Genomic DNA, 15,866 nt, shown 5'->3' with positions numbered 1-15,866 from the left:
AAGTGCGCTCTGGTCTCCTCATGATCACCCCTCCCGCGCCTGATGGCCACCCATTCGGCAAGGTCCGTGAGACACGGATTTGACGACAGGAGCAGGTCCACACAAGGGGAACCAGTTATTCCGCGATGGCGCGTCCATACCGCCGAACGGGTCGTTCCGCGAAGTTCCTGGTCAGGGATGCACCACGGCCGAGCCCTTGTCGACAAAGGGCTCGGCCGTGAAATGGATGTAGGACACACCTCGGTACGAGGAGATCTCACACAGATGATGGATCACCGCTCGGCCGAATGATCCATACGCCGTGGATCAACCATTCGATCAAGCCAGGGCGACGAGATCCGCGTAGTCGGAGCCCCAGAGGTCCTCGACACCATCGGGCAGCAGGATGATCCGCTCGGGCTGGAGCGCCTCCACGGCGCCCTCGTCGTGGGTGACGAGGACGACGGCGCCCTTGTAGGTGCGCAGCGCGCCGAGGATCTCCTCGCGGCTGGCCGGGTCGAGGTTGTTCGTGGGCTCGTCGAGGAGCAGCACGTTGGCCGAGCTGACCACGAGGGTGGCGAGCGCCAGGCGGGTCTTCTCACCGCCGGAGAGGACCCCGGCCGGCTTGTCGACGTCGTCGCCGGAGAACAGGAACGAGCCGAGCACCTTGCGGACCTCGACGAGGTCCATGTCGGGCGCGGCCGAGCGCATGTTCTCCAGGACCGTGCGGTCGGCGTCGAGGGTCTCGTGCTCCTGGGCGTAGTAGCCGGCCTTCAGGCCGTGGCCCGGGACGACCGCACCGGTGTCCGGCTGCTCGACGCCGGCCAGCAGCCGCAGCAGGGTCGTCTTGCCGGCGCCGTTGAGGCCGAGGATGACGACCCGGGAGCCCTTGTCGATGGCGAGGTCGACATCGGTGAAGATCTCCAGCGAGCCGTACGACTTGGACAGGCCCTCGGCGGTCAGCGGGGTCCGGCCGCAGGGCGCGGGCTCGGGGAAGCGGAGCTTGGCGACCTTGTCGGACATACGGACCTCGTCGAGGCCGGACAGCAGGCGCTCGGCGCGGCGGGCCATGTTCTGCGCGGCGACCGTCTTGGTGGCCTTGGCGCGCATCTTGTCGGCCTGGGCGTTGAGGGCGGCGGCCTTCTTCTCGGCGTTCTGCCGCTCGCGCTTGCGGCGCTTCTCGTCGGCCTCGCGCTGCTGCTGGTAGAGCTTCCAGCCCATGTTGTAGACGTCGATCGCGGCGCGGTTGGCGTCCAGGTAGAACACCTTGTTCACGACCGTGTCGACGAGGTCGACGTCGTGGGAGATGACGATGAAACCGCCGCGGTAGGTCTTGAGGTAGTCGCGCAGCCAGACGATCGAGTCGGCGTCGAGGTGGTTCGTGGGCTCGTCGAGGAGCAGGGTGTCGGCGTCCGAGAACAGGATCCGGGCCAGCTCGATACGGCGGCGCTGACCGCCGGAGAGGGTGTGCAGGGGCTGGCCCAGCACCCGGTCGGGCAGGTTCAGCGCGGCGGCGATGGTGGCGGCCTCGGCCTCGGCGGAGTACCCGCCCTTGGTGAGGAACTCGGTCTCCTGGCGCTCGTACTGGCGCATCGCCTTGTCGCGGGTGGAGCCCTTGCCGGTGGCGATGCGCTCCTCGTTCTCGCGCATCTTGCGGATCAGGGTGTCCAGGCCGCGGGCGGAGAGGATGCGGTCGCGGGCGAGGACGTCGAGGTCGCCGGTGCGCGGGTCCTGCGGGAGGTAGCCGACCTCGCCGGAGCGGGTGATGGTGCCGCCGGCGGGGATGCCCTCCCCGGCGAGGCACTTGGTGAGGGTGGTCTTGCCGGCGCCGTTGCGGCCGACCAGACCGATGCGGTCGCCCTTGGCGACGCGGAAGGTGGCGGACTCGATGAGGACGCGGGCGCCGGCGCGCAGCTCGATGCCGGTGGCGGAAATCACGGACAGACTCCAGGGCGGGGTCGGTGGCGGGTTGGGCGGCTGAGGACGTTCCCGCCGTCTAATGCGCGAGGAGAATGGCCATGGAGCCATTCTAACGGTGGTGTGCAAGCGCTTTTCCGGCTCCGTCCCGCGATACGCCTCACCTGCGACGTCGTCGCCCGCGCCCCGCCGTACCCCGTTCGGCCCTCCCGTCCGGCGTCCGGTGCGCGGTGCGGTCGAGGATGGCGGCGGGGGACGACATGGGCGGAGGGCGCGGGACCGTGCAGTTCGACGACGACGCCAGGCTGGACACCTCCGAGGTGCAGGACGTGCGCGGCAGCCGCATCCCCGGCGGCAGGGCCACGGTGGGCGGCGGGCTGGCCGGGCTGCTGGCCCTGGTCGTGGCCCTCCTCCTCGGGGTCGGCCCCGATCAGCTGGGCCTGACCGACGGCTCGGAGCAGCCCGCGGCCACCGCGTCGGGACTGGCGCAGGTCCAGCAGGCGTGCCGGACCGGGCAGGACGCGAACACCCGGGACGACTGCCGGGTGGTGGCCGCGGTCAACAGCGTGCAGGACTACTGGGACGAGGAGTTCGCGCGCCGCGGCGGCGCGTACTCGCGCTCCCCCACGGTGTTCTTCGGCGGGCGGGTGAACACCGCGTGCGGGTCGGCGACCAGCGCGGTGGGGCCGTTCTACTGTCCGGGCGACCGGAAGGTCTATCTGGACCTCGGCTTCTTCGACGAGCTGCGCACCACGTTCGGGTCCAGCGGCGGCCCGTTCGCGCAGGCGTACGTGGTGGCGCACGAGTACGGGCACCATGTGCAGGACCTCATGGGCACGCTCGGCCGGTCGCGGGACGGGCGGACGGGGGCCGGCAGCAACGCGGTGCGGGTGGAGCTCCAGGCCGACTGCTACGCGGGGGTGTGGGCGCACCACGCGACCACGACGAAGGACGAGTCGACCGGCCGTCCGCTGATCACCAGCCTCACCGACGCCGACGTCCGGGACGGCCTGGACGCGGCGGCGGCCGTCGGTGACGACCGCATCCAGGAGCGGTTCCAGGGCCGGGTGACCCCGGAGACCTGGACGCACGGTTCGGCGGCGCAGCGCCAGGAGTGGTTCCTGCGGGGGTTCGAGAGCGGGGACATGGCCCGATGCGACACCTTCCGGTAGACGGGCGCTGCCACACTGGCGGAAGTGGGCATTCTCAGGCAGTGGGCATTCTCAGGCAGTCGGCCGCGAGGGAGTGGTCTCCATGGCAGGCACGGACGGCGGGCGTCCGAGCATCTATCCGACGGTGCTGTACGCGGACGCGCGCGCGGCGCTCAGGCAGCTCACCGAGGGCCTCGGCTTCACCGAGCTGACGGTGTACGAGGGTGAGGACGGCTCGGTGTTCCACGCCGAGCTGACCCAGGGCAACGGCGCGATCATGGTGGGGTCCAAGGGCCGTGGCGGGCTGTTCGACTCGGCGATGAAGGGCGCGGGGCCGGTGGGGGTGTACGTCGTCGTGGACGACGTGGACGACCACCACCGGCGCGCGGTGGAGCACGGCGTGGAGATCCTGATGCCCCCGACGGACCAGGACTACGGGTCGCGGGACTACATGGCCCGGGACGCCGAGGGCAACATCTGGAGCTTCGGGACGTACATGCCGGAGCTGGGCGGCTAGCCGGCCGCGACCGCGGTGCTCAGTTCCCGCCGGTGTGCACCTGGAAGGCGGCCCGGCGGACGGCCTTGGCCAGGGCCGGGTCGGGGTGGGCGGCGGCGAGGGCGACCAGGACCTGCACGGTGCGGGGGTGGCCGACGGCGCGGACCTCGTCCAGCAGGGCGGGGACGGTCGGCTGGAGCGCCGACTCCAGGTGGCGCACCAGCATCGGGGCCTCCCCGTGGTCGGCGACCGCGGCGGCGGTGTCGACCCAGAGCCAGGTGGCCTCGTGGCGGGTGAGCACCTCGTGCGCGTCCTCGGGGTCCACCCCGTCGTGCTCGGCCAGCCACAGCAGGGCGTACGGCCTCAGCGCGGGCTCCTCCGCCACGGACCGTACGTCGGGCTCGGCGGGGGCGCCGACCACGCGCAGGGCCTCGAAGGCGAGGCCGCGCAGCAGGGCGTCCTCGCCGCGGGCGGCGTGGATCAGCTCGGTGACCGCGCTGCCGACGGGGCGGGCTGCCAGCCAGGCGCGGTACTCGGCGCGGGCGGCGTTGGGGCGGAGCTGGGCGCAGCCGCGGAGCATGTCCTCGGCGGCCTGCTCGATGTTCCCGGCGGGGCTCTGCGCGGCGACGCAGATCTGCTCCAGCTTGACCCAGACCGCCCAGTTCCCGAGCGGGGTGAGGGTGGCCTGGCCGTCGCCGCGGGTGAGGGCGCCGACGGAGGCGAGGGCGTGCAGGGCCCATTCGAGGAGCGGGGCGAGCGGGGCGTCCGTGTCGCGGGCCTCGGGGTCCGGCTCGGGCTGCGGGCCGTAGGGGATCTCGCAGCGTTCGGTGCGCAGTTCCGTGACGCGCTGCTCCAGCAGGTCCAGGAGCTGGGCCACCGGCACCGGGCCGGCGGACAGCTGGAGGAAGGAGAGCAGTTGCGGCATGGCCGAGACGACCTCGGCGACCGCGGCGGGCCGGTGGTCGGCGGGCTCCGGGTACGCGAGCGACCAGGCGTCGAAGAGGGCGACCCAGCCGCGCAGCACGGCGCTGTCGTCCCGGTCCCAGGCGCGCAGCCGCCAACCGGGGCGGGCGGTGTCGCCGTGCACCTCGATCAGACCGGCGAGGCGGGCGGTGTCCCAGTCGGCGCGGACCTGGGGCACGGTCAGGGCCAGGTCCGCGGCGGCCCGTGCGGCGGTCGCGTCCGAGAGGGTGCCCTTGCCGTCGGGGCGTGCGCCGTCGCGGGCGGGGCGCAGGGTGGCGTCGGCCCAGCGGGCGACACGGGCTGCGGCGGCCAGGCCGGAGCGAGCCATTCCGGCCAGTTCGGCCGGGGCGGGGGTGCCCTCCGGAGGGCGCGGTGCGGCGCGGCGCGGGCGCCGCTGATTGACAGCTCTGGGGGCGGCGGCCAGGGGTCGCGGGCGGACGAGTCGAAGCCTGGAGTCGCGCGGGATACGGGACGTCACGGGTGCAGTCTTCCGGTTGACGGTCCGAAATCCCAAACGGAATGTCACGAGCGGCTACGGGACTGGCCAACGCACGGGGTGCGGCGGGCACGGAAGGACCGGGAACAGGCCATTCGTACCGCGCCAAACGGAAGCCTCGGCACCGGGTTCGGCGGCGGCCCGTCGGCCGGGTTCCTCACATGAGGGGGGTGAGGAAGCGGCGCAGGGACTCCTCGTAGGACTGGGGGTCGGCGTTCCACATGGCGCTGTGCGGGGCGTGCCCGACGGTGCGGAGCGCGACCAGGTCGGGGCGGGTCTCGGCCAGGCGGCGGGAGTGGATCCAGGGGGCGACCCTGTCGTCGGGGCCGTGGAAGATCAGGGCCGGCACGGTGAGCCCGTCGGCGCGGGCGGCGCGGTCGCCGTAGAGGCCGGTCCGTCCCTGGGCGGCGCGGACCGCGAGCGGGAGGAGGGCGTCGGGGGTGTGCCGGGCCGTGGCGAGGGCGCGCAGGGTGTCCTCCCAGTCGAGCACCGGGGAGTCCAGGACGAGGCCGCGGACGCGGTCGCGCAGCCCGGAGCGGGCGGCGGCGCGCAGGGCCATCGTGGCGCCGGTGGACCAGCCGAGCAGGACGATCTGTTCGGCGCCGAAGCGCACGGCGTAGCGCATCGCCGCGTCCAGGTCGCGCCACTCGGTCTCGCCGAGGTGGTTCAGGCCGTCCGGGGAGCGGGGGGCGCCGAGGTCGCCGCGGTAGGCGAGGGCCAGGACCGGGAACTTGCGGCCGGCGAGGAAGCCCATCACGTTCATGGCGAGTTCGCGGGTGGCGCCCAGGCCGTGCACCGCGATGACCCAGGTGGTCCGGGTGCCGGGGACGAACCAGGCGGGCAGTGAGCCCAGCTCGCCGGGGATGTCGACGTCGGCGTGGTCGAGGCCGAGCGCCGCGCCGGGGTCGCCGACGTGGACGTTCGGGGTGAGCCAGACGTGGTCGCCCGTGGCGAGGCTCCCGTGGGTGACGCGCTCCAGCCGGCGTACGACGGTGTCCGCGGTGTGGGGCGCGTCGTCGAGGACGGGGCCGACGACGGCGTGCGAGCCGTCGCCGCCGAGCCCGTGGATGCCGGGGCGCAGGGAGGCCAGGGCCCGGGTGAGCGTGATCCGGCCGGGCGCCGTGCCGTGCACGGTGAGCCGGGGCTCGGTCGGCAGGGGCCTGCCGGGGGGCGCCTTGAGAGCGGCGTCGCTGGCGAGCCGCCCGGCGGCCACGCTCGCCGCGCCGGCGGCCAGGGTCATGGTGACGGCAGCGGCCGTCGCGGTGGCAGTGCGCACGAACCCAGTGTCCTGTCGGACCCCGTCACCGGCCAGTGGAGAGCCGTCGCGGCGCGCTCGCCCCGGTCAGGTCGGCTGGCCGTAGCCGCGGAGCCTGTCGGCGACCTCGTCGAGCCGGGCCGTGGACAGCAGGCTCGGGGTCAGGCCCGGGACCGAGGAGGCCGTGAGCCACACCCTGCACATCCACTCCAGCTGGGCCGTGCGGTCGTACGCCTGGGCGAGGCTCGCGCCGAGGGTCATCGTGCCGTGGTTCTGCAGGAGGCAGGCGGTGCGGCCGGTCAGGGCCCGCAGCATGTTCTCGGCCAACTCCTGTGTGCCGTACGTCGCGTACGGGGCGACCCGGACGGGACCGCCGAGGTCGGCGGTGACGTAGTGGATCGCCGGCACCTGGGGGACCAGCGTCGAGACGGCGGTGGCGTGGACGGCGTGGGTGTGGACGACCGCGCGGGCGTCGGTGGCGCCGTACACGGCGAGGTGCATGGGGAGTTCGCTGGTCGGCCGGAGCGTGCCGAGCACCTGCCGGCCGGCGAGGTCGACGCCCGTCACGTCCCGCGGCGTGAGCCGGTCGTACGGCACTCCCGTCGGGGTGACCAGGACCGTCTCCCCGACGCGTACCGAGACATTGCCGGAGGTGCCCACGACCAGGCCCTCGGAGACCGTCCGGCGGGCGGTGGCGACGAGTTCCTCCCAGGCGTCCGCCTCCTCGGCCCGCACCCCGGCCCGCCACGGTTGCCGGGCCTCCCCCGCACCCCGCTGATTCGCTCGCTGTTCGACCATGCCGCGATCCTGCCAGGGCGGGCCTCGGACGGCCCGGCCGCCGGGTGACCGGAATCTCTTCCGCACGTCCCGGAGCGGCCGCGGAGGTCCGCCCGCGGGGCCCGATCCTTGGGGCGACTGGGGCGTGCGCGGCGATGCGGAGCCGACATGAGACGGAGCATTCCCTCCGGACACCACGCAGCCCGCTCCAGTTCACCTTCCGTTCATCCAGGTTACCTACGTTCGTCCGACCAATGACCTCGAACGATTGCCTGGGTAAATGGAAAACTTCTCGCTGATCCTCGCGATTGTGGTCGTCACCGCACTCGCGTTCGATTTCACGAACGGTTTCCACGACACCGCCAACGCGATGGCCACCACCATCTCGACCGGCGCGCTCAAGCCCAAGGTCGCGGTGGCCATGTCCGCCGTGCTGAACCTTGTCGGCGCCTTCCTCTCGGTGGAGGTCGCCAACACGATCTCCAAGGGTCTCGTCGACGAGACCGGTATCCGTCCCGAGGTCATATTCGCCGCCCTGGTGGGTGCGATCCTCTGGAACCTGCTGACCTGGCTGGTCGGTCTCCCCTCCAGCTCCTCGCACGCCCTCATGGGCGGTCTGATCGGCGCCACCATCGCCTCGGCCGGCGTGGGCGCCGTCCACGGCGACGTGCTCGTCACCAAGGTCCTGATCCCGGCCATCGCCGCCCCGATCGTCGCGGGCCTCGCGGCGATGCTGGCGACGAAGCTGATGTACTCGATGGGCAAGAAGGCCGAGGGCAGCAAGTCCTCCGAGAAGGGCTACCGCGCCGGGCAGATCGCCTCCGCCGGTCTGGTCTCGCTGGCCCACGGCACCAACGACGCGCAGAAGACGATGGGCATCATCACCCTGGCCCTCGTCGCCGGCGGCACCCTCGCCCCCGACTCCGACCCGCCCATGTGGGTCATCCTCTCCGCCGGTGTGGCCATCGCGCTCGGCACCTACCTCGGCGGCTGGCGGATCATCCGCACCATGGGCAAGGGCCTGACCGACCTCCAGCCGCAGCAGGGCTTCGCCGCCCAGACCAGCGCGGCGACGGTCATCCTGGCCTCCTCCCACCTCGGCTTCTCCCTGTCCACCACGCACTCCGTCTCCGGTTCGGTGATGGGCGCCGGCCTCGGCCGCAAGGGCGGTGTGGTCCGCTGGTCCACCGCGACCCGCATGTTCGTCGCCTGGGGTCTGACCCTGCCGGCCGCGGCCCTGGTCGCCGCGCTCGCCGAGTGGGTCTGCGGGTTCGGCGACTGGGGCACCGCCCTCGTCGCGGTGTTCCTGATCGCCTCCAGCGCCGCGATCTGGAAGATCTCGCGGCGCGAGGTCGTCGACCACACCAACGTCAACGAGACCGAGGAGCCCGCGGGCGTCGTGACCCAGGCCATGGCCGCGGTGACCCCGCCGCCGGCCGGCACGGTGACCGAGGACCTCGCGACGACCATCCCGGCCCCGGCCGGCGAGCCTGCGTCCTCGCAGGCCGCCGTCTGACCCCCACCCGGTTAAGGAAGAAGCATCATGAAGATCGACTGGGCGGCTCTCGGCTCCGTCTTCGGCGTCAGCCTCGTGGTCACCGTGGCGCTGGTGGCCCTGTTCACCCTCGGCATCTCGGGCCTGTCCCGCCGCGAGCGGGCGGCGGAACAGGGCGGCTCCGCGGCCCTCGCGGTCACGGGCGCGTACGCCTGCTTCGCCGCGTGCGCGGCGGCGGTGGCCTACGGGATCTACCTGATCGTGGCCTGACCCGGCCCACGTTCCTCCACCCGCCCCGCGGGTACGGCGTCCGGCGCCGTACCCGCGGGGCGGGTCTTTGCGCGCGGCGGGCCGGGGTGGGTTACGTGCCTGCGTGCCGGCGTGGTCCGGGTGCGTGTGTGCGTGCCGTGGCGCGGGTCGGGCCTCGGTGGGCACAGCCGTCAACCCCGCCCCGTCCGGCCCGATGTGGGCCTCAGCACACTCTCCCCTCGCAGGTCAAAGGCAAGTTGACGGCCCTTCGGGACCCGTGGTGGACTGCCCGAGCCATTTACGGCGGCAGGAGAGGAAGCCGGTGCGACTCCGGCGCGGTCCCGCCACTGTCACCGGGGTAGTAGCCCCCGGGAGCCAGGAACTCTCACCGCCGATCCAGTCGAGCCAGGGCGTGGACACCCTGAGTGAGGACATATCGCCATGCGCGGCTGCCCCTTGAGGTGCAAGGACCGGTTCTCCGCCCGGCACGACGCCCGGGTTCCGAACGACCGCACGGCCGGCTGAGCCGATGCGGGCCGATCGCGTCTTCGCGTACGGCGCCGCCACCGGCCTCCTGGGCGACCTGCTCCTCGGCGATCCGCGCCGCGGGCATCCGGTCGCCGTGTTCGGGCGCGCCGCCGCCGCCGTGGAACGGCGGCTGTGGCGGGACGACCGGGGCCGGGGCGCGCTGCACACCGCCGTCTGCGTGGGCGGCGCCGTGGCCGTGGGCACGCTGGCCGCCTCGGCGGCCCGCCGCTCCCCCGCCGCCTCCGTCGCGCTGACCGCCGTCGCCACCTGGTCCGTCGTCGGGGGCACCTCGCTCGCCCGGGAGGCCCGGGGCGTCGGGCGCGCCCTGGAGGCGGGCGACGTCGAGGCCGCGCGGGCGCGGCTGCCGCATCTGTGCGGACGGGACCCGCAGGCGCTGGACGCCGACGGGATCGCGCGGGCGGTCGTGGAGTCGGTCGCCGAGAACACCTCCGACGCGGTGGTGGGGGCACTGGTGTGGGGTGCCGTCGGCGGAGTGCCGGGCCTGCTCGGCTTCCGGGCCGTGAACACCCTCGACGCGATGGTCGGCCACAAGTCGCCCCGCCACCGGCGCTACGGCTGGGCCTCGGCCCGCCTCGACGACGTCGCGGGATGGCCGGGGGCGCGGCTCACCGCGGTCCTGGCCACCGTCGCCGGGGGGAATCCCCGGGGTGCGGCACGCGCCTGGCGGGCCGACGCGGGCAAGCACCCGAGCCCCAACGCCGGGCCCGTGGAGGCGTCGTTCGCGGGCGCGCTGGGGGTGCGGCTGGGCGGGACCCTGTCGTACGGCGGACGGATCGAGCACCGGCCGGTGCTGAACGGGGAGGGACGTGCCGTGGACGTCAGGGACATCGAACGGGCGGTACGGCTGTCCCGGGGGGTGGGGTGGCTGGCGCTGGGCGTCTGCGTCGCCGCGCGCGCCGCGGTGAAGGGGGTCAGGTCATGAGCGGGGGCGGGCTGCTGGTGGCCGGGACGACCTCCGACGCCGGCAAGAGCGTGGTCACCGCGGGGATCTGCCGCTGGCTGGTGCGCCAGGGCGTGAAGGTGGCGCCGTTCAAGGCGCAGAACATGTCGCTCAACTCCTTCGTGACCCGCGAGGGCGCCGAGATCGGGCGGGCGCAGGCCATGCAGGCGCAGGCCTGCCGGATCGAGCCGACCGCGCTGATGAACCCCGTGCTGCTGAAGCCGGGCGGGGAGCAGAGCAGTCAGGTCGTCCTGATGGGCAAGCCGGTGGGCGAGCTGAGCGCGCGCGGCTACCACGGCGGACGCCAGCAGCGGCTGCTCGGCACTGTGCTGGACTGTCTGGCCGAGCTGCGCTCCACCTACGACGCGGTGATCTGCGAGGGCGCCGGATCGCCGGCCGAGATCAATCTGCGGCGCACCGACATCGTCAACATGGGCATAGCGCGCAACGCCGGACTGCCCGTGGTCGTGGTCGGCGACATCGACCGCGGCGGGGTGTTCGCCTCGTTCTTCGGCACCGTCGCCCTGCTCTCCCCCGAGGACCAGGCGCTGGTCGCCGGGTTCCTGGTCAACAAGTTCCGCGGTGACGTCTCGCTGCTGGAGCCGGGCCTGGACATGCTGCTCGGGCTGACCGGGCGGCCGACGTACGGGGTGCTGCCGTACCGGCACGGGCTCGGGATCGACGAGGAGGACGGGCTGCGGGTGTCGCTGCGCGGCACGGTCCGGGAGTCGTCCGTCGCGCCGCCCGTCGGCGCGGACGTACTGCGGGTCGCCGTCTGCGCCGTCCCCCTGATGTCCAACTTCACCGATGTCGACGCGCTGGCCGCCGAACCGGGCGTCGTGGTGCGGTTCGTGGACCGGCCGGAGGAGCTGGCCGACGCCGATCTGGTCGTCGTGCCCGGCACCCGGGGCACCGTCCGGGCGCTGGAGTGGCTGCGCGAGCGCGGGCTCGCGGACGCCCTGCGCCGGCGGGCCGCCGAAGGGCTGCCCGTGCTCGGGATCTGCGGCGGCTACCAGATCCTCGGCGAGCGGATCGAGGACGAGGTGGAGAGCCGCCGGGGCGTGGTCGAGGGGCTCGGCGTGCTGCCCGTGCGGGTGCGGTTCGCCCGCGACAAGACGCTCACCCGGCCGGCCGGCGAGGCCCTGGGCGAGCGGGTCGAGGGGTACGAGATCCACCACGGGGTCGCCGACGTCACCGGCGGCGAGGCGTTCCTGACCGACGGCGGGGGCGGCGCCCTCGACGGCTGCCGGGTCGGGCAGACCTGGGGCACGCACTGGCACGGCTCGCTGGAGTCGGACGGCTTCCGGCGGGCGTTCCTGCGCGAGGTGGCGGCCGCGGCGGGGCGCCGGTTCGTACCGGCCGCCGACACCTCCTTCGCCGCGCTGCGCGAGGAGCAGCTGGACCGGCTCGGCGATCTCATCGAGCAGCACGCGGACACCGACGCGCTCTGGCGGCTCATCGAGTCGGGCGCGCCTGCCGGGCTGCCGTTCGTGGCCCCGGGAGCGCCCGCGTGAGCCCGGCGGCCGGCGTCACACATCTGGAAGCGGAAGGCGACTCGGAGGGCCGAAAGTGACCACCCCATTCCCGTTCACGGCCGTGGTCGGCCAGGACGACCTGCGCCTGGCGCTGCTGCTGAACGCGGTGTCGCCGGCGGTCGGCGGTGTCCTCGTGCGCGGCGAGAAGGGCACCGCCAAGTCGACGGCGGTACGCGCCCTTTCGGCGCTGCTGCCCGAGGTGGCCGTCGTCCCCGGCTGCCGCTTCTCCTGCGACCCCGCGCGGCCCGACCCGGCCTGTCCGGACGGACCGCACGAGCCCGGCAGCGGCGGCGCCCGTCCCGCCCGGATGGTGGAACTGCCCGTCGGCGCCTCCGAGGACCGGCTGGTCGGCGCCCTGGACATCGAGCGGGCCCTCGCCGACGGCGTCAAGGCGTTCGAGCCCGGTCTGCTGGCGGACGCCCACCGCGGTCTGCTCTACGTGGACGAGGTCAACCTCCTCCACGACCACCTGGTCGACCTGCTGCTGGACGCGGCCGCGATGGGCGCCTCGTACGTCGAGCGCGAGGGCGTCTCGGTGCGGCACGCGGCCCGGTTCCTGCTCGTCGGAACGATGAACCCCGAAGAGGGCGAGCTGCGGCCCCAGTTGCTCGACCGGTTCGGGCTGACCGTGGAGGTCACGGCCTCCCGCGAGCCCGACCAGCGGGTGGAGGTGGTCCGGCGGCGGCTCGCCTACGACGACGACCCCTCGGGCTTCGCCGCCCGTTGGGCCGAGGAGGAGGCGGCCGTACGCGAACGCATCGTCCGCGCACGGGAGTTGCTGCCGTCGGTGGTGCTCGGCGACGGGGCGCTGCGGCAGATCGCGGCGACCTGTGCCGCCTTCGAGGTGGACGGCATGCGGGCCGACATCGTGATGGCGCGCACCGCGACCGCGCTGGCCGCCTGGGCCGGGCGGACGGACGTGCTCGCGGAGGACGTCCGGCAGGCCGCGCTGCTCGCGCTGCCGCACCGCAGGCGCCGCAACCCCTTCGACGCGCCGGGGCTGGACGAGGACCGGCTCGACCGGACGCTGGAGGAGTTCTCCGGCGACGACGATCCCGGCCCCGAGGACCCCGACCCCGGCCCGGAGGGGCCCGGCGGGCCCGGCGGCGGGGGTGGGGGCGGCGGGGCTCCGGAACCCGAGGCCGGTCCGCGGGGCGGCGACACGGGAGAGCAGCCCCACGACGACGGCAACGGCGACGGGGAGGCCGGGCGTCCTCGGCCCGCCGGGGCGGGCGAGCAGCCCGCCGTACGGGCCGCCGAGCCGTTCCGCACCAAGGTGCTGAGCGTGCCCGGGATCGGCCAGGGTGCCGCCGGGCGGCGGTCCCGGGCGCGCACCGAGCACGGGCGCACCACCGGGGCCCGGCGGCCGCGCGGCGCGCTGACGAAGCTGCATCTGGCGGCGACCGTGCAGGCGGCGGCCCCGCGGCAGCGGGCGCGCGGGCGGTCCGGGCCGGGGCTCGTCGTGCGGCGGGACGATCTGCGGCAGGCGGTCCGGGAGGGGCGCGAGGGCAATCTCGTGCTGTTCGTCGTGGACGCCTCGGGGTCGATGGCCGCGCGGCAGCGGATGGGCGCCGTGAAGGGTGCCGTGCTGTCGCTGCTGCTGGACGCCTACCAGCGGCGGGACAAGGTGGGTCTGGTGACGTTCCGGGGGACGGCCGCCGACGTGGCACTGCCGCCGACCTCCTCGGTGGACGCGGCCGCGGCCCGGCTGGAGTCGCTGCCGACCGGTGGGCGCACCCCGCTGGCGGCCGGGCTGCTCAAGGCCCACGAGGTGCTGCGGGTGGAACGGCTCAGGGATCCGGCCCGGCGGCCGCTGCTGGTCCTGGTGACCGACGGGCGGGCCACGGGCGGTCCCGAGCCGGTCGCGCTGGCCGGCCGGGCGGCCCGGCTGTTCGCGGCCGAGGGCGTCGCCTCGGTGGTCGTCGACTGCGAGTCGGGGTTCGTGCGCCTGGGGCTCGCGGGGCAGCTCGCGGGCGAACTGGGGGGTACGGCGGTGACGCTCGAGGAGCTGCGGGCGGACAGCATCGCCGGTCTGGTCAAGGACGTACAGAGGAGGGCCGCGTAATGCCTCAGGGGCAGCCGAGTGTGGTGCCGAAGGACGGTCTGACGACCCGTCAGCGTCGGAACCGGCCGCTGGTGATGGTGCACACGGGCGTGGGCAAGGGCAAGTCGACCGCCGCGTTCGGGATGGCGCTGCGCGCCTGGAACCAGGGGTGGCCGATCGGGGTGTTCCAGTTCGTCAAGTCGGCGAAGTGGAAGGTCGGCGAGGAGAACGCGCTGCGGGTGCTCGGCGCCTCCGGCGAGGGCGGCACCGTCGACTGGCACAAGATGGGCGAGGGCTGGTCCTGGGTGCAGCGCGACGCGCAGCTGGACAACGAGGAGAAGGCCCGGGAGGGCTGGGAGCAGGTCAAGCGCGACCTGGCGGCCGAGCGCTACAAGCTGTACGTCCTCGACGAGTTCGCCTACCCGATGCACTGGGGCTGGGTCGACCCGGACGAGGTCGTCGAGGTGCTGCGCGGGCGGCCCGGCACCCAGCACGTCGTGATCACCGGGCGGAACGCGCCCGCGCAGCTGGTGGACTTCGCCGACCTCGTCACCGACATGTCCAAGGTCAAGCACCCGATGGACGCCGGGCAGAAGGGGCAGAGGGGCATCGAGTGGTGATGTCCCAGGTCCCCCGGCTGGTCATCGCCGCGCCCGCCTCGGGCAGCGGCAAGACCACCGTCGCCACGGGGCTGATGGCCGCCTTCACCGGGCGGGGCCTCGCCGTGTCCCCGCACAAGGTGGGGCCGGACTACATAGACCCCGGCTACCACGCGCTCGCGACCGGGCGGGTGGGGCGCAACCTCGACGCCTACATGTGCGGGCCCGAGCTGGTCGGGCCGCTGTTCCGGCACGGGGCGCGCGGCTGCGACCTCGCCCTGGTCGAGGGCGTGATGGGGCTGTACGACGGGGCCGCGGGGCAGGGCGAACTGGCGTCCACCGCGCAGGTGGCGAAGCTGCTGCGGGCGCCGGTGGTGCTGGTGGTGGACGCCTCCTCGCAGTCCCGTTCGGTGGCGGCGCTGGTGCACGGGTTCGCGTCCTGGGATCCGCAGGTGCGGCTCGGGGGCGTCATCCTGAACAAGGTCGCCTCGGACCGGCACGAGGAGCTGCTGCGGGACGCCCTGGAGGAGACCGGGCTGCCGGTGCTGGGGGTCGTGCGGCGGGCCGCGCGGGTGGACACGCCGTCCCGGCATCTGGGGCTCGTCCCGGTCGCCGAGCGGCGGGCGGAGGCCGTGGACGCGGTCGCGGCGATGGCGGAGCAGGTGCGCGCGGGCTGCGATCTTCAGGCGCTGCTGGAGCTGGCGCGCAGCGCGGGCCCGCTGTCCTGCGAGGCGTGGCGGCCGGCGTTCGAGGCGGCGGCCGGGCAGACGCGGGGCGCCGTCGGCGGGCGGGCCCGGGTCGCCGTGGCCGCGGGGCCCGCCTTCACGTTCTCCTACGCCGAGCACACCGAGCTGCTCAGCGCGGCCGGCGCCGAGGTCGTACCGTTCGATCCGCTGCGCGACGAGGCCCTGCCGGAGGGCACCGGCGGGCTGGTGATCGGGGGCGGGTTCCCGGAGATGTACGCCGCCGAGCTGTCCGCCAACGAGCCGCTGCGCAAGGCCGTCGCCACCCTCGCCGGGGACGGCGCCCCGATCGCCGCGGAGTGCGCCGGGCTGCTCTATCTCTGCCGCGAGCTGGACGGGCAGCCCATGTGCGGGGTCCTCGACGCGAGCGCGCGGATGAGCGGGCGGCTCACGCTCGGCTACCGGGACGCGGTCGCCGTCGGCGACAGCTCGCTCGCCGCCGCCGGGACCCGGATGCGCGGGCACGAGTTCCACCGGACCGTGGTGGAGCCGGGCGCCGGGGCGGCGCCCGCCTGGGGGATGCACTCCCCGCAGCGGCGGGTCGAGGGGTTCGTGCAGCAGGGTGTGCACGCGAGCTATCTGCACACGCACTGGGCGGCCCGGCCGGAGGTCGCCCGCCGGTTCGTGGAGAGGTGCGCGACGCCGTGAGCGGCCGGCCGACGGCCGGCGCCGCGGGGC

The 15,866-nt window shown here is 74.3% G+C and carries 13 protein-coding genes and 1 riboswitch; of the genes, 9 read left to right on the top strand and 4 right to left on the bottom strand.

Going from position 1 to position 15,866, the window contains the following annotated elements:
- Positions 1 to 318 precede the first annotated feature (318 nt).
- Positions 319 to 1,917 carry an ABC-F family ATP-binding cassette domain-containing protein gene (locus ABT296_RS20995; RefSeq protein ID WP_351929459.1) on the bottom strand — a complete coding sequence of 533 codons (1,599 nt, stop codon included), beginning with the start codon at positions 1,915 to 1,917 and terminating at the stop codon, positions 319 to 321.
- A gap of 260 nt (positions 1,918 to 2,177) precedes the next feature.
- On the opposite strand from ABT296_RS20995, the gene ypfJ reads away from it, so the two are divergent.
- Both ypfJ and ABT296_RS20985 read left to right on the top strand, forming a co-directional pair.
- Positions 2,178 to 3,068 carry a KPN_02809 family neutral zinc metallopeptidase gene (gene ypfJ / locus ABT296_RS20990; protein WP_351929457.1) on the top strand — a complete coding sequence of 297 codons (891 nt, stop codon included), beginning with the start codon at positions 2,178 to 2,180 and terminating at the stop codon, positions 3,066 to 3,068.
- Between the two features lie 82 nt (positions 3,069 to 3,150).
- Positions 3,151 to 3,564 carry a VOC family protein gene (locus tag ABT296_RS20985; protein ID WP_351929455.1) on the top strand — a complete coding sequence of 138 codons (414 nt, stop codon included), beginning with the start codon at positions 3,151 to 3,153 and terminating at the stop codon, positions 3,562 to 3,564.
- A gap of 19 nt (positions 3,565 to 3,583) precedes the next feature.
- Here ABT296_RS20985 and ABT296_RS20980 read toward each other — a convergent pair whose 3' ends face one another.
- From ABT296_RS20980 to ABT296_RS20970, 3 genes are all read right to left on the bottom strand, one after another.
- Positions 3,584 to 4,984 (bottom strand): hypothetical protein, encoded by a 1,401-nt coding sequence (locus tag ABT296_RS20980; RefSeq protein WP_351929453.1) that lies wholly within the window; start codon positions 4,982 to 4,984, stop codon positions 3,584 to 3,586.
- Between the two features lie 175 nt (positions 4,985 to 5,159).
- Complete coding sequence (locus ABT296_RS20975; protein ID WP_351929451.1) at positions 5,160 to 6,278, bottom strand: alpha/beta hydrolase; 1,119 nt, start codon at positions 6,276 to 6,278, stop codon at positions 5,160 to 5,162.
- Between the two features lie 66 nt (positions 6,279 to 6,344).
- Positions 6,345 to 7,055 (bottom strand): class II aldolase/adducin family protein, encoded by a 711-nt coding sequence (locus ABT296_RS20970; RefSeq protein ID WP_351929449.1) that lies wholly within the window; start codon positions 7,053 to 7,055, stop codon positions 6,345 to 6,347.
- Between the two features lie 259 nt (positions 7,056 to 7,314).
- Here ABT296_RS20970 and ABT296_RS20965 point away from each other — a divergent pair, with 259 nt between their 5' ends.
- From ABT296_RS20965 to ABT296_RS20935, 7 genes are all read left to right on the top strand, one after another.
- Positions 7,315 to 8,550: an inorganic phosphate transporter gene (locus ABT296_RS20965; protein ID WP_351929447.1), complete on the top strand. Its 1,236-nt coding sequence runs from the start codon at positions 7,315 to 7,317 to the stop codon at positions 8,548 to 8,550.
- 27 nt (positions 8,551 to 8,577) lie between these two features.
- On the top strand, positions 8,578 to 8,799 hold the full coding sequence (locus ABT296_RS20960; RefSeq protein WP_351929445.1) for a hypothetical protein: 222 nt from the start codon (positions 8,578 to 8,580) through the stop codon (positions 8,797 to 8,799).
- A 243-nt stretch (positions 8,800 to 9,042) separates the two neighbouring features.
- Positions 9,043 to 9,182, top strand: a riboswitch (cobalamin riboswitch).
- 125 nt (positions 9,183 to 9,307) lie between these two features.
- The gene (locus ABT296_RS20955) at positions 9,308 to 10,249 is read left to right on the top strand and encodes a cobalamin biosynthesis protein (protein ID WP_351929443.1); all 942 of its coding nucleotides are present in this window, start codon (positions 9,308 to 9,310) and stop codon (positions 10,247 to 10,249) included.
- The gene (locus tag ABT296_RS20950) at positions 10,246 to 11,781 is read left to right on the top strand and encodes a cobyric acid synthase (protein ID WP_351929441.1); all 1,536 of its coding nucleotides are present in this window, start codon (positions 10,246 to 10,248) and stop codon (positions 11,779 to 11,781) included. The genes ABT296_RS20955 and ABT296_RS20950 overlap by 4 nt, the downstream gene beginning before the upstream one ends.
- A gap of 55 nt (positions 11,782 to 11,836) precedes the next feature.
- The gene (locus tag ABT296_RS20945; protein WP_351929439.1) at positions 11,837 to 13,867 is read left to right on the top strand and encodes a putative cobaltochelatase; all 2,031 of its coding nucleotides are present in this window, start codon (positions 11,837 to 11,839) and stop codon (positions 13,865 to 13,867) included.
- Complete coding sequence (cobO, locus tag ABT296_RS20940) at positions 13,867 to 14,466, top strand: cob(I)yrinic acid a,c-diamide adenosyltransferase (protein WP_351929437.1); 600 nt, start codon at positions 13,867 to 13,869, stop codon at positions 14,464 to 14,466. Before ABT296_RS20945 ends, cobO begins: the two co-directional genes overlap by 1 nt.
- Positions 14,466 to 15,836, top strand: a complete 1,371-nt coding sequence (locus tag ABT296_RS20935; protein ID WP_351929435.1) for a cobyrinic acid a,c-diamide synthase CobB — start codon at positions 14,466 to 14,468, stop codon at positions 15,834 to 15,836. The genes cobO and ABT296_RS20935 overlap by 1 nt, the downstream gene beginning before the upstream one ends.
- The last annotated feature ends 30 nt before the right edge of the window (positions 15,837 to 15,866 follow it).

The organism is Streptomyces sp. NPDC000983 (genome assembly GCF_040299205.1).
GTDB lineage: Bacteria > Actinomycetota > Actinomycetes > Streptomycetales > Streptomycetaceae > Streptomyces.
Note: the sequence above shows the minus strand (reverse complement) of the source record. Positions and strands in the feature narration are given on the sequence as shown.

What these genes read in the sequence shown, in the direction of transcription:
- ABT296_RS20965 (WP_351929447.1), top strand. Translation starts at nt 7,315, where the DNA reads ATGGAAAACTTCTCGCTGATCCTCGCGATTGTGGTCGTCACCGCACTC.
- ABT296_RS20970 (WP_351929449.1), bottom strand. Translation starts at nt 7,055, where the DNA reads ATGGTCGAACAGCGAGCGAATCAGCGGGGTGCGGGGGAGGCCCGGCAA.
- ABT296_RS20950 (WP_351929441.1), top strand. Translation starts at nt 10,246, where the DNA reads ATGAGCGGGGGCGGGCTGCTGGTGGCCGGGACGACCTCCGACGCCGGC.
- ABT296_RS20935 (WP_351929435.1), top strand. Translation starts at nt 14,466, where the DNA reads ATGTCCCAGGTCCCCCGGCTGGTCATCGCCGCGCCCGCCTCGGGCAGC.
- cobO (WP_351929437.1), top strand. Translation starts at nt 13,867, where the DNA reads ATGCCTCAGGGGCAGCCGAGTGTGGTGCCGAAGGACGGTCTGACGACC.
- ABT296_RS20985 (WP_351929455.1), top strand. Translation starts at nt 3,151, where the DNA reads ATGGCAGGCACGGACGGCGGGCGTCCGAGCATCTATCCGACGGTGCTG.
- ABT296_RS20955 (WP_351929443.1), top strand. Translation starts at nt 9,308, where the DNA reads ATGCGGGCCGATCGCGTCTTCGCGTACGGCGCCGCCACCGGCCTCCTG.
- ABT296_RS20960 (WP_351929445.1), top strand. Translation starts at nt 8,578, where the DNA reads ATGAAGATCGACTGGGCGGCTCTCGGCTCCGTCTTCGGCGTCAGCCTC.